Raw genomic sequence first — 20,939 nt, 5'->3', positions numbered from 1 at the left:
CCGGAGAAGTCAGGCTTGAAGGGCCGCATTTATATCCATGTAGAGAATTTCCCATTGATGGCCGTCAAGGTCTGCAAAGCCGTGTCCGTACATCCAGCCGTGATCCTCGGGATCCATGCAGATCGATCCGCCGGCTTCGACAGCTTTTTGTATCAGCTCGCCGACTTTTTCTCTCGTATCCACATTTATAGCGATCAATACTTCGGTGCTCTTGCTTGCGTCACTGATTTCTTTCTTTGTGAACGTTTTGAAAAAATGTTCCAGCAAGAGCATTACAAAGGTGTTCTCTCCGAGTATCAGACAGGCTGCCTTGGCGGCCGTGAACCGAGGGTCGAATGAAAATCCAAGCTTGGTGAAGAATTCCATGGATTTATCGAGATCTTTCACCGGCAGGTTCACGAAGATCTGTGACGCCATGTTTCGTTCCTCGCGTTTAATGGCGGGGCGTTTGCCCCCCTGTGGACCCGGAAGGAGAATCCATTTCTTGTGGCCCGCGAGAGATGGGGGTCCAGGCTTATGCTTCGTAGGCTGTGTGGTGGTGGCTGTCAAGGACGCATGAATGCCTGTTGCCTTGTGGTCCACGGGAGGGACGGGGGCTTGCGGGCGGCCGCGAAACCTGAAGCAGCCGGGCTGTGCGGTTCTCGATGCGGGGGGGGCCGCGAGAGGCGCGACGGCAATCCTGAGGACGCGAAAAGCGTCCGTTCTTATGCGGGCAGTTCCACCACGAACCTGGCCCCGGAGCCGGGGGGAGACTCCACGCCCATGCGACCGCCGTGGTGGGCGGTGACGATGTAGTAGGACACCGAAAGCCCCAGTCCTGTGCCCTGGCCGGGCTCCTTGGTGGTGAAGAACGGCTCGAACACGTGCTTGAGCGCCTCGGGGGGGATGCCCGGCCCGTTGTCCTCCACCTCGACGACCGCCACCTCCTGCCTTCGGCCGGTGCGCAGGCGAATGGCCGGTTCCGGCGCGGGCTGCTTCGCGGTCGCCAACGCCTGTGCCGCGTTCTTGAGCAGGTTGAAGAACACCTGCTGCAACTCCGCCGGGTCGCAGTTCACGAAGACCGGTTCGGGCGCGTAGTCCTTGACGATCCGGATCGACTTGAAATCGTATTTCTTGTTCAGGTCGAAATCGCTGGCGGCCAGATTGACGGCCTTGTCCACGACTTCATTCAGGTCGCACCGGGCGAAAGCCTGGTCGCTCTTGCGGCTGAATTCGAGCATGTTGGCCACGATCCTGGACGCCCGCTGGCCCGACTGTTCGATGCCGTCGAGGAAATCCGGTATCTGGCGATTCTTGAGATAGGCGTTGACCGCGTCCAGCGAGCAGCCGCACTCACTGGACTCCGACCGGTTGCCCTCGAGTCCCGGGTCCAGCCTCCGCCTGATCACCTGCACCCCCTGCAGGATGCCCGCCAGGGGGTTGTTGATCTCATGGGCCATGCCCGCGGCCAGGCCTCCGACGCTCATGAGCTTTTCCGTCTGGACCAGCACCTCCTGCATGCGCTTGCGCTCGGTGATGTCGCGCCAGGTGTTGTGCAGCAGGCGCTCTCCCCTGAGCATGATGGGCACCAGCGACACCTCGATGAGTAGCGGCTTCCCGTCGTAGCGTTTGCACATCCATTCGAAACGGCTGTTGCCCTCGGTGAAGGCCCGTCCGATGAACCCCGGCGCGGCATCGGCCGAAAGCCTGCCGTCCGGCTGGCTTTCGGGAGAGATGTCCAGGGGGGTGGAGTTGAGGAACGTCTCCTTGTTGGGGGCTCCCAGCAGCCGGAGCGCGGCCTCGTTGCACTCGATGAACCGTCCGCTCCGCATGAGCAGGATGGGATCGGACGACTCGTCGAAGAGCTTCTTGAAAGTCTCCTCGCTTTCCCGCAAGGCCTCGTCGGCCCTTTTCCGGTCGGTGATGTCGCTGTTGCTGCCGCGCGCGCCCAGGTAGGCGCCGCCCGAGTCGAACACGGGCTGGCAGAAGTGCTCGATCCACCGAATGTCCCCGTCCGGGCGGATGATGCGGAAGTGTAATTCGCCCGCGACCTGATCGCCCACCACCCCGTGGCGGTGGGCCTTGAAGGCGGGGAGATCTTCCGCATGCACCAGGCGCTCCAGCAGGCCGGGATCGGCCTCGAACTCGGCCGCGCTGTGGCCGGTGATGCGCTTGCAGGAAGGAGACTGGTAGAGGGACTTGCCTGCGGGGTCGAGCCAGAATTCCCAGTCGTAGGTGTTGTCCGCCACCGCGCGGTAGCGTTCGTACTCGGTTTCGATCCGTCGCTTTGTGCGGTGCAGGGCTTCGACGATGACGCTGATCACCAGGCCGGTTGCGACCATGGTGGCCCAGTTGACGAGGTCATGGACGGATGCGATGGCGAAGGAGTCGGAGGGGGTCAGCAGGAAGTAGGACGCGAACAGGGCCGCCAGGCAGGTGCAGAAGAGCCCGGCTCCCACCCCGCCCACCGAGGCGGAGATGATCACCGGGATCATGTACAGGATGAGCATCGGCGGGGTGCCGTTGCTGTTTCCCAGGCTCAGGCGCAGCACCAGGGTGGCCACGCACAGAACGAAGGCGAGGGCGTACCCGGTCCATGCCCGCCTGAGGTGCTGCGACGGAGCCTTGTGCGTCTCCCCTCCAGGTTGCCAGGAGGGAGGACCGCCGTTCGGGGAAGTGTACGTGCGCCTTTCCACGCTCCGATTCTTGTTTCAAGTAGGCGGAAATAGCAAGCGCAGCAGGGGGTATCTATGGGAAAGCGTCAGATATCTTCGGAAGTTGCCTTGCGCTTCTTGGTCAGGAGCCGCCTGTTCAATGCCTGGCGGGTGATGCCGAGCATCTTGGCGGCCACGCTCTGGTTGCCCCCGGCCTTGCGCAGGGCGTCGCTGATGGTGCGCTCCTCGATCTGCTTGAGGGTCGGCACCGCGGCCGCCCCTTCCTCCAGCACGGCGGGAAAGAGTTCCGCGCCGGAGCGTCCGCGAACCGAGCCGATCCATTCCCGGATGGGTTCCAGGGGCAGGACGCCGCCCTCGCAGAGGGCCACGGCGTTGAAGATCATGGCCTCCAGTTCGCGCACGTTTCCGGGGAAGGCATGCCCTCCGAGCAGCCCGGCGAGCTGGGTGGGCGTCTTGGGAGGCTCCTTGCCCAGGCGTTCGGCGGCCTTTTCCAGGAAGTGCCTCGTGAGAGGCCCCAGGTCGTCCATGCGGCTGCGCAGGGGAGGGATGCGCACGTAGTGGGTGCGCAGTCTGAAAAAGAGGTCGCGCCGGAACGTCCCCTGTTCGATGGCGTCTTCCAGGGCCACGTTGGTGGCCACGATGATCCGGGCCTCCATGGGCTTCACGGCGTCGGAGCCCAGGGGGTAGTATTCGCGCTCCTGGATGAGGCGCAGGAGCTTCAGCTGCGAATTCTTGGGCAGGTCGCCGATCTCGTCCAGGAAGAGGGTGCCTCCGGCCGCCTCCTCGATGAGCCCCCGGCGGCCGATGTTGGCCCCGGTGAAGGCTCCCTTCTTGTGGCCGAAGAGGGTGTCGGAGAACATGGCGTCGTCGAGCCCGGCCACGTTCACGGCCACGAACTTGCCCCGCAGGCCGCTTGCGCCGTGGATGGCCCGGGCCACCAGTTCCTTGCCCACGCCGGTCTCGCCCGCCACCAGCACGGGCTCGTCCGAGGCGGCCACGGCCTGCACGTAGGCCAGCATGGACTTCATGCCCGGGTTGACGGTGACGATGGACGCCAGGGGGTCATCGGTCCCGGCGGGGGCGTCCTGCTTGGCCTGGGCGGGCGCGGCGGGAGCCTGCCTGGCTTCCAGAGCGTGGCGCACGGCGGAGAGCAGGTGGGCGCGGTCCACGGGCTTGACCAGGTAGTCGGCCGATCCGGCGCGCATGCAGCGCACGGCGGTCTCCACCTCGTCGAAGCCGGTGACGATGATCACCGGCACGTGCGGATATTCGCTCTTGATGAAGGAGAGCACGTCCTCGCCGCGCATCTGGGGCATGGACAGATCCAGCATGACCAGCGAGACCTCGCGCGAGCGCAGGATGTCCTTGACCTCGCGGGGGTCGGAGCAGCGGATGGTGTTGGTGAGGCCGGAATAGCGCAGGTTGAGGTCGTAGCTGCGAAGGGCCTGCTCCTCGTCGTCTACCAGCAGGATCGGGTTCAGGGGGGTCGGGGACGCGCTCATGTCAGGGCCATGTCCGCAGAAGCGGCGGGCAGGTCCACCACGGCGGTGGTGCCCTGGCCCGGAACGGAATCGATGAGCAGGCGTCCGCCGTGCTCGCGGGCGATGGCCAGGGAGATGGAAAGCCCGAGCCCCGTGCCGCCCTGGTCGCGCTTGGTGGAGTAGAACGGCTCGGTGACCCGGGGCAGGTCGTCCGGGCGGATGCCCACGCCCTCGTCGCGCACCACGATGCGCACGCTGCCGGTGGGCTCGTGGTGTAGGGTTTCGATCTCGATGCCGTGGCTTGCGCCGGGCAGGGCGTGGCAGGCGTTCTGGACGAGGTTGACCACGATCTGCTCCAGGCGCTGCCTGCGCCCGCGCACCAGGGGCAGCCCCGCGCCGTAGCGCACCGAGAAGCGGCTGGTGTGCATGCCGATGGTCTTGCTCATGAGCAGCACCGCGGACTGGACCACGTCGTTGACCGGCAGCATCTCGAAGCCGCTTTCGAAGTCCTGGCGGGCGAAGTTCTTGAGCTCGCGCACGAAGTCGCGGATGCGCTCCGAGCCTTCGACGATGCCGGTCAGAAGCTGGGGCACGTCGCGCGACACCTCGGAGAAGGGAATGCCCCCCAGGAGCCCGCCGCCCTCGGCGGCAAGCTTCTCCAGGCCGGGGGAAACCGCCCGCCAGAGGTCCAGCACCAGGGGGGCGTTAAGCATTATGAAATTGTTGGGGTTGCTGATCTCGTGGGCCACCTCGGAGACGAGCGTGCCCAGGGAAACCAGCCGGTCGGCGTGCATGAACTGCGATTCCGTCACCTTCTGGCCGGTCACGTCCATGCCCGCGGCCTGGTAGTCCTTGATGTGGCCGGTCTTGTAGAAGAACCCCTGGATGATCCAGCGCATCCACAAGGGCGGGGCGTCGGGGTCGGGCTGGGCGGCCTTGTACTCGAGCTCCGCGATGGGATTGTCCTGGGTGATGCTCGTGACGGCCTGGCTCAGGCGGTCACGCAGGTCCGGCTCCACGAGCATGAGGAAGTCCTCGCCCACGATGTCCTCGCGATGCTTGCCGAAAAAGCGGGCGCTGGCCGAGTTGGCGTAGGTGAGGCTCCAGTCCGGCAGGAAGCAGCAGATGAGGTCCGGGCGGGTCTCCACGATGGACTGGTAGAGGTTCTTGCGGTTCAAGAGTCCTTCCATGGCCACCTTGTAGCGGGTGACGTCGTCCACCAGGAGCCTGCGGGCCTCGCCGCCGTCCCGCAGGGGAGCATGGTCCACGCGGATGCGCACCCAGGCCAGCCTGCCGTCGGATCGGGCAATGGGCTTGTCCATGTCCAGCCAGACGCCTTCGGTCACGTCGTCGCGGATGGAGGGGCTGAACACGCCGACAAGGTCGTCGAAGCCCATGATCTCGAGGTCGGCGGATGTGCATTCCGTCAGTGCGAAGAATTCGGGATTGGCGAAGAGTATCCGGCCGTCGGGCCCGGCCAGGACGGTAGCCATGGGAAGGCCCCCGTACAGGGATTCGAGGTCGGCCGTCTGGCTTGCTTGGGGTGTCCGGTGCATGTCGGGTCCGAGCGCAAGGGCCGAAGCCACTTCTGGATGGGCTTTCCCTTCTCGCGTCTGTGTCTGGCTCCTATATCCTCCCGATACGCTTTGCAAGGCGTCGTGACACAATTCACAACCATGCGGCGATCGCGTGACCCGCACCTTGCCAAGGTGCGGGATTTTTCTTACCCCTAGACGGACATCCTTCGTGAAATCGAACCCAGGAGCCGCCGCATGTTTGTTTCGAGACTCATTTCGAGCCTGACCGGCCGCAAATGCCTTCCGGGCCTGCTCGAACACTACGAGCCGGTGGCCAAGGGCGTCATGGTGGTGGAGGCGGCTCTCAAGGAATACTTGAACAATGGCCACGGGGCCGGCTTCCAGGCCCTCACGGTGGAGATCGACACCCTGGAGGGGCAGGCCGACAAGATCAAGCGGCGCATAAGGAACCGACTGCCCCGCGACATCTTCATGGAAGTGGACAAGACCCTGTTCCTCAACTTCACCCGCAGCCAGGACAACATCCTGGATTCCGCCCAGGACGCCCTGAACTGGCTGGGCATGCGCAGGCTGGACCTCTCCAAGGACCTGACCGCCTCGGCCCGGTCGCTGGCCCGGGAAGCCTGCCGCACGGTGGAACTCCTGAAGCCGGCCATCGTGGGCACCATGGACCTGGTCTACGGGGCCACCAAGGACCGTTCCGGTGTGAAGGAGACCTACCACGAGGTGCGGCTGCAGCATCACCGGGCCGCGAAAGCGTCGCGCAAGCTGCAGCGAGAGTCCTTCGCGGCGGACGCCGACTTCCGGGAAATATATCGCTTCGTGAAGTTCATCGAATACACGCACGACATGAGCCACAACGCCGAGGGCGCGGCCGACGTGCTGCGGGCCATGATCGCCAGATAGTCTCACCCGGCTGGTGCGAACCCGCATCGAGCGACGCGAGAGCTACAGGGGATTCCAAAGGGTCTGCCAATTCCGCAGGATGGCGGAATTGGGCGCTGCTTGCAGCGCCCGCAGGGCGAGGGCCAGGACGTCCCGAGTCAACCCTTTGGCCGCCGGAGGCATCTTCTCCTGCTCTTGCTCTTGTTCTTTCCGCAGGCTTTCCCGCTTGACACTTCTCCCGCACAAAATTAGATAGCTAACTAATTAACCGCTATCGATTCCGGACCTCGCCTATCCGCGTCGTTCGCCACGTTCCAAGGAGTATCCCCCATGCCAGTGTCTCGTCCGCAACGCGCACCGCGCGTGAACGCCGTTCTTCTCCTCCTGTGGTGCCTGCTGGCGCTTTCCGGCTGCGGCAAGGAAAGCTCGGGGCAATCCGCGCCCGCCGGGGGCATGCCCGCCCCGGAGGTGGTGGTGAAGACCATCAGCCGCGGGGACCTTCCCCTGAACATCGAATACATGGGCCAGGTGACTGGCTCGCGCGAGGTGGAGGTGCGCGCCCGCGTGGGAGGCATCCTGCTGAAAAGGGCCTATGTCGAGGGCACCCAGGTGCGCCAGGGCGACCTGATGTTTTTGATCGACCCCGAGCCGTTCAAGGCCGCCCTGGAGCAGGCCCAGGGGGCGCTGGAGCAGGCCGAGGCCAGGCTCGCGCAGACCAAGCGCGACCTGGAGCGCATGCGCAAGCTGCGCCAGGCCGACGTGGTCAGCCAGAAGGACGCCGACGACGCCCAGACCAATTACGAGTCCGCCACGGCCGAGGTCCGCGCCGCCCAGGGCAAAGTGCGCGAGGCGCGCATCAACCTGGGCTACACCCGGGTGGAGGCGCCCATCACCGGGGTCACCAGCAAGGAGACCCGCTCCGAGGGGAGCCTGGTGGGCACGAGCGCGGATTCGAGCCTGCTCACCGTGGTCAACCGCATCGACCCGGTGTACGTGAACTTCTCCATCCCCAGCGCCCAGGCCATGAAGTTCCGCGCCAACCGCGCCTCGGGCAGGATGGCCTTCGAGAACGGGCAGGACTTCGAGGTACGCCTCGTGCTGGCCGACGGAAGCGTGTACCCCCTCCCCGGAAAGGTCAACTTCACCGACACCCAGGTGGACGCCCAGACGGGCGTGGTCAAGGCCCGGGCCGAGGTGCCCAACCCCGACGGCGCGCTCATGCCCGGGCAGTTCGTCCGAGCCAAGCTTGCCGGGGCGGTGCTCAAGCAGGCCATGACCATCCCCCAGGGCGCGGTGCTCCAGACCCAGCAGGGGGCCATGGTCTGGGTGGTGAACGCCCAGAACATGGTGGAGCCCCGCATCGTGACCCTGGGCGAGACCCAGGGCAACGCCTACCTGATCGAGTCCGGGCTGGAGTCCGGCGAGCGCATCGTGGTGGAGGGCGTCATCAAGGTGCACCCCGGCGCTCCGGTGAACCCCAGGGAAGCCGGGGCGGAGCCCACCGCCAAGAGCCCCGCAGAGGCTCCCGCCAAGAGCCCCGACGGCCAGGCCGGGTAGGGTGGAGGATCAGGCATGCTGTCGCGTTTTTTCCTGAGCCGCCCCATCTTCTCCACGGTCATTTCGCTGGTCATCGTCATGGCGGGCCTCGTGGCCATGAACGCCCTGCCCATCGCCCAGTACCCCAACATCATCCCGCCCGAGGTGCAGGTCCAGGCGTACTATCCGGGGGCGAGCCCCGAGGTGATCGCCCAGACCGTGGCCGCGCCGCTTGAGCAGCAGATCAACGGCGTGGACAGGATGCTCTACATGCGCTCAACCAGCGCGGGCGACGGGTCCATCAGCATCTCGGTGGTCTTCGCCGTGGGCACCGATCCTGACCAGGCCACCATCAACGTCAACAACCGGGTGCAGTCGGGGCTTACCTCGCTGCCCGAGGAGGTCCGCAGGCAGGGCGTCACGGTGAGCAAGAAGTCCTCGAACTTCCTGCAGGTCCTGACCATGGACTCCCCTGACGGCCGCTACGACACGGTGTTCATCAGCAACTACGCCCTGGTGAACGTGCTTGACGAGCTCAGGCGCCTGCCGGGCGTGGGCGACGCCGTGATCTTCGGCAGCCAGGACTATTCCATGCGCGTGTGGCTGCGCCCGGACAAGCTGGCGCAGCTCAAGCTCACGCCGGGCGACGTGGCCCAGGCCATCAACCAGCAAAACGCCCAGTACGCGGCCGGACGCATCGGCCAGGAGCCCACGGCCCAGCGCGTGGACATCAACTACATGGTCACCACCAAGGGTCGCCTCACCACGCCCGAGGAGTTCGGGAACATCATCCTGCGCTCCGAGGCGGACGGCTCGTCGCTTCGCCTGAAGGACGTGGCTCGGGTGGAGCTCGGCGCGAAAGACTACAACTTCTCTGGCAAGCACAACGGCAAGCCCACCGTGCCCATGGGCGTGTTCCTGGCTCCCGGGGCCAACGCCCTGCAGACCTCGGACGCGGTCAAGGCCAAGATGGCCGAGCTCTCGGCGCGCTTCCCGGCTGGCATCACCCACTCGGTGGTGTACGACACTACGGAGTTCGTGCGCGTGTCCATCCACGAGGTGGTCAAGACCCTGGGCGAGGCCATGCTCCTGGTGTTTCTCGTGGTGTACCTCTTCCTGCAGAACTTCCGGGCCACGCTCATTCCCTTCCTGGCCGTGCCCGTGTCCATCGTGGGCGCGTTCGCGGGCATGTACGCCCTCGGATTCTCCATCAACACCCTGACGCTCTTCGGCATGGTGCTGGCCATCGGCATCGTGGTGGACGACGCCATCGTGGTGCTGGAGAACGTGGAGCGCATCATGCGCTCGGAGGGGTTGCGCGCGCCGCTGGCCACGGCCAGGGCCATGGAGGAGGTGACCGGGCCCATCATCGCCATCGTGCTGGTGCTGTGCTCGGTGTTCGTGCCCGTGGCCTTCATGGGCGGGCTGACGGGCGAACTGTACAAGCAGTTCGCCATCACCATCGCGGTGTCCGTGGTGATCTCCGGCATCGTGGCCCTGACCCTGACCCCGGCCCTGTGCTCGCTTTTGCTGCCCGACCTGCACCACGCCCCGCGCGGGTTCTTCAGGACCTTCAACGCAGGCTTTGAGAAGTTCACTGACGGCTACGTGGGCGGCGTGCGCTTCCTGCTCGGCAGGCCTGTGCTGGCAGTGGCCCTGTTCGCGGGATTGTGCGCGGTCTCGTGGGGGCTTTTCAAGCTGGTGCCCGGGGCCATGCTCCCCGACGAGGACCAGGGGTTCGTCATCGCGGCCACCATCCTGCCCGACGGCGCGTCGCTTGTGCGCAGCCGCGAAATCTGCGCCGTTCTGGACGACATGACCAGCAAGGACCCCACCGTGGCCGAGACCGCGACCTTCGCGGGCTACGACGCGCTCACCGGGGCCAACCGCTCCAACTACGGCACGTCGTTTATCACCTTGAAGCCCTGGGAACAGCGCCACGCGCCGGGCCAGAGCTCCTTTGACCTGGTCAAGCGCATCTTCGGCCTGGGCATGGGCATCCCAAGCGGCATGGTGCTGGCCTTCAACCCGCCGCCCATCACCGGCATGAGCACCACCGGCGGCTTCGAGGCCTACATCCAGAGCCGCGGCGAGGGCGACAGCAAGGCCCTGGCGGCCATGACCGAAAAGGTCATCGCGGCGGCGGGCAAGCGGCCGGAGCTGGCCCGGGTGTCCACGACCTTCGGGGCCAACGTGCCCCAGCTGCACGTGGAACTGGACCGCGACAAGGCCCTGGCCCAGGGCGTCGCCGTGGGCAGCGTGTTCGAGGTGATGCAGGCCACCTTCGGGGCCTATTACGTCAACGACTTCAACAAGTACGGCCGCACCTTCCGGGTGACGCTGCAGTCCGAGGCGGACTTCCGCGACCGGCCCGAGGCCCTGCGGGACGTGTTCGTGCGCACGGCCAAGGGCGAGATGATCCCCCTGCCGTCGCTGGTGAATGTCAGCCAGTCCAGCGGCCCCGAGGTGATGGAGCGCTTCAATGTGTTCCCGGCGGCCAAGCTCATGGGCTCGCCCGCGCCGGGCTTCAGCTCGGGCCAGGCCATGGCGGCCATGGAGGCCGTGGCGAAAGAGGTGCTGCCCGCCGAGTACAGCCTGGCCTGGTCCGGCTCCTCCTACCAGGAGAAGGCGGCCAGCGGCTCCTCGGCCCTGGTGTTCCTGCTCGGCATCATCATGGTGTTCCTCATCCTGGCGGCCCAGTACGAGCGCTGGACCCTGCCCCTGGCCGTGGTGCTGGCCGTGCCCTTCGCCGTGTTCGGGGCCATCCTGGCCACCTGGGCCCGGGGGCTCTCAAACGACATCTACTTCCAGGTGGCGTTGGTGACGCTCATCGGCCTTGCGGCCAAGAACGCCATCCTGATCGTGGAATTCGCGGTCTTGAGCTACAAGCAGGGACGCACCCTGGCCGAGGCGGCCATGGAGGCCGCGCGCCTGCGCTTCCGACCCATCATCATGACCTCGCTCGCGTTCGTTTTGGGCTGCGTTCCCCTCGCCCTGAGCTCGGGCGCGGGCGCCAACAGCAGGCACGCCATCGGAACGGGCGTGATCGGCGGGATGCTCGGAGCGACCTTCCTGGCTCCCCTGTTCATCCCGGTCTTCTTCAAGCTCATCATGAGCCTCGGAAACATCGGGCGCAAATGGCGCAAGGGGGACGAGTCATGAAGCTCAAGCCGTGCTCGGCCGTGCCGAGGGAGGGCATCGAGGGGTTCTTTGTCACGCTGAAGGAAGTGAGCCGGGCGTTCCGGTCCAGGATCGACGAGCGGCTGCGTCGCCACGGGCTCTCCAAGGCCATGTGGAACGTGGTTGGCACGCTTCTGTGCAGTGGAGGCCCGATCTCCCAGCGGGAGCTTGCCGACGCGCTCTTCGTGGAGGGCCCCTCGCTGGTGAGGCTCCTGGACCGGCTGGAGGGCATGGGCTGGGTGAAGCGGGACGCCGTGCCCGGCGACCGGCGGGTGAAGCACGTGAGCCTCACGGACAAGGCCGAGCCCTTCCTGGACGAACTGGTGCAGGCGGCGCAGAGCGTGGAGCGCGAGATCGCCCGGGGCATCCCCGAGGGCGACGTGCGCCTGGCCCACACCGTGCTGCTGGCCATGCGCGACAATCTGCTGGCTGCCGGATAGCCCGGCCGCACCGATCCTGGCGCATCAAAAAAGGCCGCCCCGTGAGGGGCGGCCTTTTTTTGCATGTGACGGCGCCGGAGCGGTCTACCCGCCCAGCCCCATCAGTTCCAGCGCCCAGAAGCAAAGCGCCCCCACGCACGCCGAAGCCGGAATCGTCAACACCCAGGCGATCACGAGGTTGCCCGCCACCCCCCAGCGCACGGCCGAGAAGCGCTTGGAGGCTCCCACGCCGATGACCGTGGTGGAGATGGTGTGGGTGGTGCTGATGGGCGCGCCCATGGCCGAGGCGCTCATGATGACCGCCGCAGCGGCGGTTTCGGCGGCGAAGCCGTGCACGGGTTCGAGCTTGAATATCTTGTGGCCCATGGTCTTCACGATCTTCCAGCCACCGCTCGCGGTGCCGAGCGCCATGGCCGTGGCGCACGCGATCTTGACCCAGACGGGGATGCTCACGTCGGGCTGGATCTTGAATATGACCAGGGCCAGGGTGATGACGCCCATGGTCTTCTGGGCGTCATTGAGGCCATGGCTGGTGGCCATGACGGCCGAGGAGAGGATCTGGAGCTTCTTGAAGGCGGTGTTGACTGTCCTGGGATGAGCCTTCACGAACAGCCAGGACAGCAGGACCATGAGAAAATACCCCATCAGGAAACCGGCCACTGGCGACGCCAAGAGCGGCACGACGACCTTCTTGATGATGGAGGCATAGCTCGGGGCGTCCCAGCCCTTGTAGGCGATGGTCGCGCCGACCAGGCCCCCGATCAGGGCGTGGGAAGAGGAGGACGGTATTCCCAGATACCAGGTGAGGACGTTCCAGCAGATGGCCCCGAACAGGGCCGCCAGGACCAGGATCTTGCAGCCTGCGACAACGTCCGGCCCCACGATGCCGCTGCCCACGGTCTGGGCCACTTCGGTGCCCAGGAAGGCCCCGAACAGGTCCAGCGCGGCAGCCATGAGCACGGCCGTCCTGGGGGAGAGCACCTTGGTGGACACGACCGTGGCGATGGCGTTGGCCGAGTCGTGGGCGCCGTTGGTGAAATCGAACACCAGGGCGACGACCACGATCACAATGAGGAGAAGAGGTATCTCAGGCATGTTTAAGCAGGACCCCTTCGAGCACGTCGCTTAAGCGTTCGGCGCGTTCCACGGCCTGCTCGATACGGCCGTAGATGTGGTTCCACTTGACGATGTGGATGATGGAGGCCGCGTCGTCCTTCTTCTGGTCCTTTGTTTCGTAGAGCTCGCCGAGCCCCACCAGCAGGAGCATCTCGCACTCGTACTTGTGGGCCTTGATGATCTCGATGTGTTCCTTGGCGGGCTTGTTCTGGGAGAGCTTGCCCAGGAGGTGCCCGGCCTCCTCGATCATGATCTTGAGCGAACGCACCAGCCTGCGCGAGGGGTAGAGGACCTCGCCGCAGTCCAGGAGCCCGATGCGCGTGGCCGTGGCCTTGACGATGTTGATCAGGGCTTCCTGGGTGATGTTGATCTGGTGGATGTCCTCACGGTCGATGGGAGTGATGAAGGTAGAGGACAACTCCGTGGAGATGCGCCGCGAGATGGTGTTGGCTTCGGCCTCGATGATGTTGATGCGCGTGCAGCGGTCTTCGACATCCTCGAAGCTGTGGAATATCTCGTCCAGGATGGTCACGGCCTTGAGCAGTTTCCGGTTCTGGTCCTTGAAGAGGTCGAAGAACTTGACGTCCTTCGGGAAGAGGGAAAATCCCATGGGGGCTCCTTGGGCGTATGCGGTTTGTCTTTATTTATGACTGCCGGCGTGCGCTTTCGGCCTGGGGCGCGGCAGTGTCCAGGAGCTCCGTGACCACGGCGCTCATGTCCTGGCTTTTTCTGAGAATGGTCGAGAGCATGCCCTGGGCCTGCTCCATGTCCTCGGGAGGCGATTCCAGCAAGGTGGCGGCGTAGCCTTGGATGCTGGTGAGCGGGGTGCGCAGCTGGTGCGAGGCGTTGATGACGAACTCGCGCAGGATGAGCTCCGCGTTCTTCATGGCGGTGATGTCGTGCAGCACCAGGATCAGGCGGGGCTTGCCCTTGGCCGTGGCGTAGGGGACCAGGTCCACGTCGGCGATCTTTCCGCCGAGCAGGGTGGTCACGAAGCGGCGTGGGCCGGAGGAATCCTGGCCGTAAGCTTCGCGCACGGCGTTGTGCACCGCGAGCCCAAGCCCGGCCTCTAGGACGTTCCGCCCGACCGGGGGCAGGGCTGGGTTGTCCAGAAGCGACTCCAGGGCGGCGTTGTGGGCCAGGATGACCCCGTCCTGGTCCAGCACGGCCACGGCGTCGGTCATCTTGCCGAGCACGGCCTCGTACTGGCAGCGGGTTTCGTGCAGGTGGCGCATGCTCTTGCGGGCCTGCTTGGCCAGCACGTTGATGGAATCCACCAGGGGCTTGAACTCCGTTCCGGGATAGACGCGAATCTTGTCCGGGGCCGCTTCGCGCCCCAGGTCTCCCACCACCTGGCCGAAGGAGCGCAGCATGGCCTGGGTGCGCCGCACCAAAAACACCACCAGGACCACCGAACACAGCACCATGGCGGCCACCACGGCCAGGAAGCGCGAGCGCGACTCCGAGAGCGACTTCTGCACGGCGGAGAACGGCACGGCGATGCGCAGCACGCCGTCGGGCAGTCCGGCGGTGCCCTTCATGCTGGTGGCCACGTAGAGCATCTCGGTCTGGAGCGTGTTGCTGTAACGGTTGGATTGCCCGAATCCGGTCTTCACGGCCTCCACCACCTCGGGCCTGGTGGAGTGGTCTTCCATCTTGTCCGCCTCGGCGGGAGGCAGGTCGGATTCGGCCAGCACCTTGCCGTCCTCGATGTAGGTGATGCGGATGCCGAAACGCTTGGAGAGTTCGCCGATCTGGCCGCGCAGCGACTCCGCCCCGGAATAGGGGGCCTTGGAGGCCAGCAGCCATTCCACCACGCGCAGGGTGTTGGCCTCGCGCTCCTCGAATTCCTTCAGCTGCACGGCCTGGGCGTTGAAGCTGGTCTCGTAGAAGATGAACACCGCCGCGCCGAAAAGAAGCGCGAGGGATATGGCGAGCAGGCGTGTGAAATAAGGACGGGGTTGCATGGCGCACCTCCTGGCGAATCCGGCTCCCCGCACTCGTAGCAGAAACATAACCGAACCGCAAAACGGTGGCGCTGCATACCAGGAAGGACCTTGCCTGAAAAGCCCCGGCGACGGCGGATTCCGGACGACAAGACGCGTTGGATCACGCCCCGGGCGCGGGCTTTGGCCGGCAAACCGTTTCAAAAATGTAATGCTCGATCGGGCCGCCCCGGAAGGAACGGATCCGCCGTGCGGCCAGACAGGCCGCTTCATGACCCTTCACCCAACATGATTCAACAATGATGAACCTTTACAATGGCGAAACCGGGTTGTAGGTATTTATAACTAGTGTCTGGTGCGGGTTCATGCGTTCCTGATTCCTAACTCGAGGAGAACCGTATGGCTCAAAAAAACTGGCTGACGGAAGACAAGCTTGCCCTGATCCTGGGCATGATCCTCTTCGGGCTCGGCGCGTTCAACTTCGCCGGGGTCGATCTCTTGGGCTGGAGCCTGAAAACCAACGTGTGGACGGACGCGTCGAAAATATTCTCCCCCGCGTCCGGAGTCTTCAAGATCAGCGGCTGGATGTCGCTGCTGTACATGTACCTGTTCGTGACCGGCTTCCTGGCCGTGGGCGTGACCATGCTGGGCGGAGACACCCTGAAGTTCATCAAGGGCTTCACTGTGGTGTTCCTGGTCTGCTACGGCTGCTTCGCGCTGGGCAACCACGCCGTCATCGCCGCCACTCCCAACGAGCTGGCCAAGTACAAGCTGACATGGTCCATGGGCCTGACCGGCGAGGCGGGATTCATCATCGCCCTGGTGGCGGGCATCATCGTGGGCAACTTCTTCCCCGGCGTGGCCGACTCCCTCAAGGAGGCCCTGCGGCCGGAAATGTACGTGAAGATCGCCATCGTCATCCTGGGCGCGGAACTGGGCGTGAAGGCCGTGGACGCCCTGGGCCTGGCCTCCTCGGTGATTTTCCGGGGCCTGTGCGCCATCGTTGAAGCCTATCTGATCTACTGGGCCCTGGTGTATTTCGTGGCCCGCAAATACTTCAAGTTCTCCCGCGAATGGGCCGCGCCCCTGGCGTCGGGCATCTCCATCTGCGGCGTGTCCGCCGCCATCGCCACCGGCGGGGCCATCCGCGCCCGTCCCGTGGTGCCCATCATGGTTTCCTCGCTGGTGGTCGTGTTCACCTGCGTCGAGATGCTCATCCTGCCTTTCGTGGCCCAGTGGGGCCTTTCCACCGAACCCCTGGTGGCCGGCGCCTGGATGGGCCTGGCCGTGAAGAGCGACGGCGGCGCCATCGCCTCCGGCGCCATCGCCGATGCCCTCATCCGCGCCCACGCTCTGGCCACGGAAGGCATCAAGTACCAGGAAGGCTGGGTCACCATGACCGCCACCACGGTGAAGATTTTCATCGACGTGTTCATCGGTGTGTGGTCCTTCGTGCTGGCCTGGGTCTGGTGCGCCAAGATCGAATGCAAGGAAGGCCGGGCCATGAAGTTCTCCGACATCCTGGACCGCTTCCCTCGCTTCGTGCTGGGCTACGTCATCACCTTCCTGATCATGCTGGTGCTGTGCGCCAAGGGGCCGGACCTGCTCAAGGTGGGCAAGGGCCTCATCGGCGAGACCAGTACCTTCCGGGTGCTGTTCTTCATCCTGACCTTCTTCACCATCGGCGTGGTGTCCAACTTCCGCAAGCTCTGGGAAGAGGGCATCGGCAGGCTGGCCATGGTGTACGTGGTCTGCCTCTTCGGCTTCATCATCTGGATCGGCCTGTTCATCTCCTGGCTGTTCTTCCATGGCGTGAAGCCGCCTCTGGCGTAACAGACCAGACCGGACACCTTCCAAAAGGAGACGCTCATGCAGTTGGACAACAACGTGAAGATAGCGGAAGAAATAAAGAAGATGGAGTGGGAGCCGCTCATGCCCATTGAGAAGCAGCTCATCACCTGGAGCATTTCGCTCGGCGTGGTGCTGCTCTTCGTGCTCTACTGGGTGAGTTCGGTGTTCTTCCCTGGCGCGCACGGATAGAAGATCGCGACAGGTACGAAAACACAGAAGGGCGGCCTCGGGGCCGCCCTTTCTATTTGGGTGCAGGCGCGGCCTTGCGGGGACGCCAGCGCCACAAAAGCCACAGAAGAGGGGCCAGGGCGCAGGCTTCGGCCGCTTCGCGCGGGCCGATGCGGGAGACTCCCCACCACAGCCCGGCGGCCAGGGCGGCGCAAGCCCCTGCCAAGGCCAGTTGGCCCGCGTCCATGAAGCCCACGCGCCGCTGGCAGTAGCCCACCGTGCACGCCCCCACCAGGGCTTTGGTGGCCACGATGGCCACGGCCGAGCCCCACAACGGCGAACCCGGGATGAGCATCCAGCACAGGGCCAGCCCGGCCAGCAGGCCACCGGTGTAGATGGCCAGCAGCAGGCGCTCGCGCATGAAGGCCAGCATCATGTACGCCGCCAGGTTGTGCAGGAAGGCGATGAGGATGGAGGGCGCGAGCCAGGCCACCACCCAGGCGCTCGGCGCATAGGCCTGCCCGAAGATGAGCGGAAGCAGCCGGTCGCACTCCATGGCCAGCACGGCCATCACCGGCAGGCTCGCTGCCGTGAGCGTCCGGGCGCAGTTGCGGGCCAGGGCCGCGAACGCCTGTTTGTCGGTGCGCCACAGCTTCACCAGCAGCGGATAGATTACCCCCGAGAGCAGGAGCGAGGCCGCCAGGTTGGACACCCCGTCCACCAGTTCCCAGGCCGTGCCGTAGGCCCCCACGGCCTCGGAACCGCCGTGGCGCTGCAGAAAGAACACATTGGCCTTGTTGTAGCCGATGGCCGCCAGGGCCATGGCCACGAACACGAGCCCCCCGACGGCGGTGCGCCAGGCCCGGGCTACACCCCGGCGCCCGAGCGACAGCCCCGAGACCTCGTCCCAGCGCATGCACAGCCAGGCCGAGCCGCACAGGTTGCACAGGTTCTCCACCACCTTGAACAGGCCGAAGCTCCAGGCGGGCCAGCCCAGGTACAGCGCGGTCAGGGCGTAGCCGTACCCCAGCATGGCCGAGGCCGAGCGTACGTACGCTTCCTGGTCCTGCCTGTGCTGCACCCGAAGGGCCACAAAGAACGATCCTGCCAGGGGCTCCAGCCCGCACCCGGCGCAGATGCCCAGCGACATCCACAAAAGTCCGTTCGAATAGCCCTGGATGAGGCAGAACGCCGTCACCCCGATCATCCCGGCTCCGAGCAACGCGATTTTGATGAGCCCGTACTGGGCCAGCACCTGCCCCTTGTCGCCCCATTTGCGGCTCAGAGCCATGACCATGGGCTGGTTCAGGCCGAATTCGCCCAGGAACAGGATGAACTGGGCCAGGGAAAAGGCCAGCACGAATTCGCCGTAGGTTGCGGCGCTGGCCCGCGCCAGGGTGACGATGAGCGCCGTGTGCAGCCCGTCGCGCACCCACTGGGCCGTGGCCAGGTGCAGGAATTTGCGGATGATTGAGTGCTGGGAGCTCATGGATGGTTTTTCGTGGCGGGCCGGGGGGATTTGCCGTAAACGAGGCCAGCCGGAAGACGGAGTCATTTCATACAACCATGCGTCCTATCAAGACCGTCCTGCTGCTGCAGGACCTCGAACTCGGCGGCACCCAGCGCCACGCCCTGGAACTGGCCCGGCGCCTGGACCCCTCCCGCTTCGAAACGGAAATCTGGACCCTCATGGGCGGCGGGGATTTCCTGCCCAGGGCCCGGCAGTACGGGCTGGCCGTACGCCAGCTCTCGCTCGCCCGCGCCGTCGGACCGGGAGGCTTGTGGGGCCTGTGGCGCGGTCTTTCGCGCTTTCGGCCCCAGGTCCTCATGGCGCTCACCGTGGTGCCCAATATCTGGGGCCGGGTGCTCGGCCGTCTGTCCCGCGTGCCCGTCGTCGTGGCCAACTGCCGGGGCGGGGACGACCTGTGGCGGCAGCACGAGGCCCTGCTGAAGCACCTGGCCCACTTCCACATCTGCAACGCGCGGGCCTTGAAGCAGGCCCTGATGACGCGCTACCGGCTGCCGGAAGGGCGCATCGAGGTGATCCCCACCGGCGTGGACACCGAATATTTCGCTCCGGTGGCCGGAACACCCGTCGCTCCCCGGACCTGCGTGATCCTGTGCCTGGCGCGCCTGGCCCCCATCAAGGACCACGAGACCCTCATCCGGGCCTTCGAAATCGTTCACCGCGAGCATCCCCACGCCCGCCTGCGGCTGGTGGGCGACGGCGAACTGCGCGAGCGCCTGGCCGCGCGCCTGTGCGCGAGCCCTGCCCGCGAGGCCATGGAGCTTCTGCCTGGAGTGCCGGACCCCAGGCCGCATTTCGCCGCCGCCGACGTGGTGGCGCTCAGCTCGGAAAACGAAGGCATGCCCAACGTGCTCCTGGAGGCCATGGCCATGGGGCTGCCCTGCGTGGGAACGGCGGTGGGCGGAGTGCCCGAGGTGATCCGTAGCGGCCGCACCGGTTTCGTCGTATCCAAGAAGGAGCCGGAAGCCTTGGCCCAGGCGCTGGGCGAGCTGGTCGCCAACGAGGAGCTGCGCAGGTGCTTCGGCGAGGCCGGACGCAGGATCGCGCAGGCCGAGCACTCGCTTACGAGCGTCGCGGGGCGGCATGCGGATATTCTGGAGAGGCTGGTGGAGAGGAAGAAGTAGGATGCCTCCGGCGGCCAGAGAGGAAACTTTTTGAAAAAAGTTTCCTCTCTGGACTCTCCTTCGAAAACTTTCAATGAGCTTCGCGTTCACCAGCGTTATTACGCTGGTGAACGCGAAGCTCATTGAGGGTCCAGGGGGATGATCCCCCTGGCGGGAGAGTCCAGAGAGGGCAGCGCCCTCTCTGGCCGCCGGAGGCATCTTTATATTTCGTTCAGGCGGGCTCTTCGCCGCTAATGAACTTGTAGAAGGTCCGGGCGTTGCGCGCGGTGTCGTAGAAGTCGATGACGATCCGCTTGCCGTTTTCGGCCATGCGCAGGGCGTTCCCGCGGTCGCGGCCGAGCTTCAGGATGGCGTCCGCGATGGCTTCGGGGTTGCGCTGCGGGATGAGAAGCCCGGTCTCGCCGTCGCGGATCACCTCCCGGATGCCCCCGACGTCGGTGGCCACCACCGGGATGCGCCCCAAAAGCGCCTCCATGATCACCGTGGGCAGGCCGTCGCGGTCACCGGTGGAGCCGATCTTGCTCGGCATCACGAAGATATCGTGGGCCCGGATCAGGTCAGGGACGTCGCGGTGCAGCACGAAGCCCGGGAAATCGACTTTGTCCTCGATGCCCAGGCGCTTGGCCTGGGCGCGCAGGGCGTTTTCGATGCGGCCGGACCCGGCCAGGGTCAGCCGGAAGTCCACCCCGCGCTCATTGAGCAGCGCGCAGGCGTCCAGAAGCACGTCCAGCCCCTTGGTCTTGACGAAACGCGCGATGGCCAGCAGCCTGTATGGCTCGCGCATGGGGACCTCGCCCGGCTCGGGCACCTCCCAGGAGAGCATGTTGCGCACAAGGTGTATGTCGTCGCGCTTTTCCCAGGTGAACTGGCGCAGGTATTCCAGGTTGAACGCCGCGTCGGTGCGCACGAAGGCGGCCGCCGCGATCTTCTCCTCAAGGGCGCCGTCGGGCGGGTAGATGTCGCCCGCGCGGCCGGTGAAGCTGAACGGGATGCCGGTCAGCAGCGAGGCCGTCCAGGCCGCCGTGGCCGGGCCGTTGGCCCAGCCCGCATGGATATGGGTGATCCCTTCCTCCTGGAAATGCCGGGCCAGCAGGCAGCCGGTGAGGAAGGCCCAGGAGTTCTCGCCGGTCTGCTCCAGATCGCGCCAGAAGCGGCCCAGCACGGTCTTGGCCGTGCGCCTGAAGAGTTCCGGATGGTTCTTCCACCACCAGCGCAGCGCCGCCAGGCAGCGGAAGACGCTCACGGTGCCCAGGCGCTCAACGGGCGAGCAGCTGGCTTCCATGTCCTTGCTGATGTGCTTGGAAAGCTTGCCATAAAGAGTGTAGACCTTCACGGGCATGCCGAGGGCGCGCAGGGCGGCCACTTCTCCGACTACGAAGGTTTCCGAAGGCTTGGGGTACCAGAGAGTTACGTATGCGGTATTGGTCATAAAGATACGGATGTTTCGCTCCGCGGGGATGTTTCGTGCGGAGAAAAATAAATAGCATTCCAA

The 20,939-nt window shown here is 65.4% G+C and carries 16 protein-coding genes; 7 read left to right on the top strand and 9 right to left on the bottom strand.

Annotation, left to right across the window (positions count from 1 at the left end; translation table 11 throughout):
- Positions 1-9: 9 nt before the first annotated feature.
- The 4 genes from ML540_RS12110 to ML540_RS12095 form a co-directional block, all read right to left on the bottom strand.
- Entirely contained in the window at positions 10-417 is a 408-nt protein-coding gene (locus ML540_RS12110) for a VOC family protein (RefSeq protein ID WP_243361402.1), read from the bottom strand.
- 287 nt (positions 418-704) lie between these two features.
- On the bottom strand, positions 705-2,675 hold the full coding sequence (locus ML540_RS12105) for an ATP-binding protein (protein WP_243361400.1): 1,971 nt from the start codon (positions 2,673-2,675) through the stop codon (positions 705-707).
- 65 nt (positions 2,676-2,740) lie between these two features.
- Positions 2,741-4,156 (bottom strand): sigma-54-dependent transcriptional regulator, encoded by a 1,416-nt coding sequence (locus ML540_RS12100; RefSeq protein ID WP_243361398.1) that lies wholly within the window; start codon positions 4,154-4,156, stop codon positions 2,741-2,743.
- The gene (locus tag ML540_RS12095) at positions 4,153-5,691 is read right to left on the bottom strand and encodes a PAS domain-containing sensor histidine kinase (protein WP_243361396.1); all 1,539 of its coding nucleotides are present in this window, start codon (positions 5,689-5,691) and stop codon (positions 4,153-4,155) included. The genes ML540_RS12100 and ML540_RS12095 overlap by 4 nt, the downstream gene beginning before the upstream one ends.
- A 216-nt stretch (positions 5,692-5,907) precedes the next feature.
- On the opposite strand from ML540_RS12095, the gene ML540_RS12090 reads away from it, so the two are divergent.
- The 4 genes from ML540_RS12090 to ML540_RS12075 all read left to right on the top strand — a co-directional run bounded on the left by ML540_RS12090 (position 5,908) and on the right by ML540_RS12075 (position 11,714).
- On the top strand, positions 5,908-6,579 hold the full coding sequence (locus ML540_RS12090; protein ID WP_243361393.1) for a DUF47 domain-containing protein: 672 nt from the start codon (positions 5,908-5,910) through the stop codon (positions 6,577-6,579).
- 309 nt (positions 6,580-6,888) lie between these two features.
- Positions 6,889-8,115 carry an efflux RND transporter periplasmic adaptor subunit gene (locus tag ML540_RS12085; protein ID WP_243361390.1) on the top strand — a complete coding sequence of 409 codons (1,227 nt, stop codon included), beginning with the start codon at positions 6,889-6,891 and terminating at the stop codon, positions 8,113-8,115.
- A gap of 15 nt (positions 8,116-8,130) precedes the next feature.
- Entirely contained in the window at positions 8,131-11,256 is a 3,126-nt protein-coding gene (locus ML540_RS12080) for an efflux RND transporter permease subunit (RefSeq protein ID WP_243361388.1), read from the top strand.
- Complete coding sequence (locus ML540_RS12075) at positions 11,253-11,714, top strand: MarR family winged helix-turn-helix transcriptional regulator (protein ID WP_243361386.1); 462 nt, start codon at positions 11,253-11,255, stop codon at positions 11,712-11,714. The genes ML540_RS12080 and ML540_RS12075 overlap by 4 nt, the downstream gene beginning before the upstream one ends.
- A gap of 84 nt (positions 11,715-11,798) precedes the next feature.
- Here ML540_RS12075 and ML540_RS12070 read toward each other — a convergent pair whose 3' ends face one another.
- Genes ML540_RS12070 through ML540_RS12060 form a run of 3 tightly spaced genes read right to left on the bottom strand, consistent with a single transcriptional unit; the run spans position 11,799 to position 14,797 of the window.
- Positions 11,799-12,809 carry an inorganic phosphate transporter gene (locus tag ML540_RS12070; protein ID WP_243361383.1) on the bottom strand — a complete coding sequence of 337 codons (1,011 nt, stop codon included), beginning with the start codon at positions 12,807-12,809 and terminating at the stop codon, positions 11,799-11,801.
- Positions 12,802-13,440 carry a DUF47 domain-containing protein gene (locus ML540_RS12065; protein WP_243361382.1) on the bottom strand — a complete coding sequence of 213 codons (639 nt, stop codon included), beginning with the start codon at positions 13,438-13,440 and terminating at the stop codon, positions 12,802-12,804. Before ML540_RS12065 ends, ML540_RS12070 begins: the two co-directional genes overlap by 8 nt.
- Positions 13,441-13,474: 34 nt before the next feature.
- On the bottom strand, positions 13,475-14,797 hold the full coding sequence (locus ML540_RS12060) for a histidine kinase dimerization/phospho-acceptor domain-containing protein (protein ID WP_243361380.1): 1,323 nt from the start codon (positions 14,795-14,797) through the stop codon (positions 13,475-13,477).
- A 378-nt stretch (positions 14,798-15,175) separates the two neighbouring features.
- On the opposite strand from ML540_RS12060, the gene ML540_RS12055 reads away from it, so the two are divergent.
- Together ML540_RS12055 and ML540_RS12050 are read left to right on the top strand one after the other, a co-directional pair.
- Positions 15,176-16,609, top strand: coding sequence for a putative sulfate exporter family transporter (locus ML540_RS12055; RefSeq protein WP_243361378.1), 1,434 nt, complete (start codon positions 15,176-15,178; stop codon positions 16,607-16,609).
- A gap of 36 nt (positions 16,610-16,645) precedes the next feature.
- A complete protein-coding gene (locus ML540_RS12050; protein WP_243361376.1) occupies positions 16,646-16,816 on the top strand; it encodes a hypothetical protein in 171 nt (56 codons plus the stop codon).
- A 52-nt stretch (positions 16,817-16,868) separates the two neighbouring features.
- Here ML540_RS12050 and ML540_RS12045 read toward each other — a convergent pair whose 3' ends face one another.
- Positions 16,869-18,284, bottom strand: coding sequence for a lipopolysaccharide biosynthesis protein (locus ML540_RS12045; RefSeq protein ID WP_243361374.1), 1,416 nt, complete (start codon positions 18,282-18,284; stop codon positions 16,869-16,871).
- Between the two features lie 77 nt (positions 18,285-18,361).
- On the opposite strand from ML540_RS12045, the gene ML540_RS12040 reads away from it, so the two are divergent.
- A complete protein-coding gene (locus ML540_RS12040; RefSeq protein WP_243361372.1) occupies positions 18,362-19,447 on the top strand; it encodes a glycosyltransferase in 1,086 nt (361 codons plus the stop codon).
- Positions 19,448-19,658: 211 nt separating this feature from the next.
- On the opposite strand, the gene ML540_RS12035 is transcribed toward ML540_RS12040, so the two are convergent.
- Entirely contained in the window at positions 19,659-20,876 is a 1,218-nt protein-coding gene (locus ML540_RS12035; RefSeq protein ID WP_243361370.1) for a glycosyltransferase family 4 protein, read from the bottom strand.
- Positions 20,877-20,939: the final 63 nt, after the last annotated feature.

This window comes from Fundidesulfovibrio terrae, from assembly GCF_022808915.1.
Classification (GTDB): domain Bacteria; phylum Desulfobacterota; class Desulfovibrionia; order Desulfovibrionales; family Desulfovibrionaceae; genus Fundidesulfovibrio; species Fundidesulfovibrio terrae.
Note: the sequence above shows the minus strand (reverse complement) of the source record. Positions and strands in the feature narration are given on the sequence as shown.

Bases quoted from the DNA above. Each gene is read 5' to 3' on its own strand.
- ML540_RS12055 (WP_243361378.1), top strand. From the start codon at position 15,176: ATGGCTCAAAAAAACTGGCTGACGGAAGACAAGCTTGCCCTGATCCTG.
- ML540_RS12090 (WP_243361393.1), top strand. From the start codon at position 5,908: ATGTTTGTTTCGAGACTCATTTCGAGCCTGACCGGCCGCAAATGCCTT.
- ML540_RS12085 (WP_243361390.1), top strand. From the start codon at position 6,889: ATGCCAGTGTCTCGTCCGCAACGCGCACCGCGCGTGAACGCCGTTCTT.
- ML540_RS12060 (WP_243361380.1), bottom strand. From the start codon at position 14,797: ATGCAACCCCGTCCTTATTTCACACGCCTGCTCGCCATATCCCTCGCG.
- ML540_RS12050 (WP_243361376.1), top strand. From the start codon at position 16,646: ATGCAGTTGGACAACAACGTGAAGATAGCGGAAGAAATAAAGAAGATG.
- ML540_RS12110 (WP_243361402.1), bottom strand. From the start codon at position 417: ATGGCGTCACAGATCTTCGTGAACCTGCCGGTGAAAGATCTCGATAAA.
- ML540_RS12070 (WP_243361383.1), bottom strand. From the start codon at position 12,809: ATGCCTGAGATACCTCTTCTCCTCATTGTGATCGTGGTCGTCGCCCTG.
- ML540_RS12065 (WP_243361382.1), bottom strand. From the start codon at position 13,440: ATGGGATTTTCCCTCTTCCCGAAGGACGTCAAGTTCTTCGACCTCTTC.
- ML540_RS12100 (WP_243361398.1), bottom strand. From the start codon at position 4,156: ATGAGCGCGTCCCCGACCCCCCTGAACCCGATCCTGCTGGTAGACGAC.
- ML540_RS12095 (WP_243361396.1), bottom strand. From the start codon at position 5,691: ATGCACCGGACACCCCAAGCAAGCCAGACGGCCGACCTCGAATCCCTG.
- ML540_RS12035 (WP_243361370.1), bottom strand. From the start codon at position 20,876: ATGACCAATACCGCATACGTAACTCTCTGGTACCCCAAGCCTTCGGAA.
- ML540_RS12040 (WP_243361372.1), top strand. From the start codon at position 18,362: ATGCGTCCTATCAAGACCGTCCTGCTGCTGCAGGACCTCGAACTCGGC.
- ML540_RS12045 (WP_243361374.1), bottom strand. From the start codon at position 18,284: ATGAGCTCCCAGCACTCAATCATCCGCAAATTCCTGCACCTGGCCACG.
- ML540_RS12075 (WP_243361386.1), top strand. From the start codon at position 11,253: ATGAAGCTCAAGCCGTGCTCGGCCGTGCCGAGGGAGGGCATCGAGGGG.
- ML540_RS12080 (WP_243361388.1), top strand. From the start codon at position 8,131: ATGCTGTCGCGTTTTTTCCTGAGCCGCCCCATCTTCTCCACGGTCATT.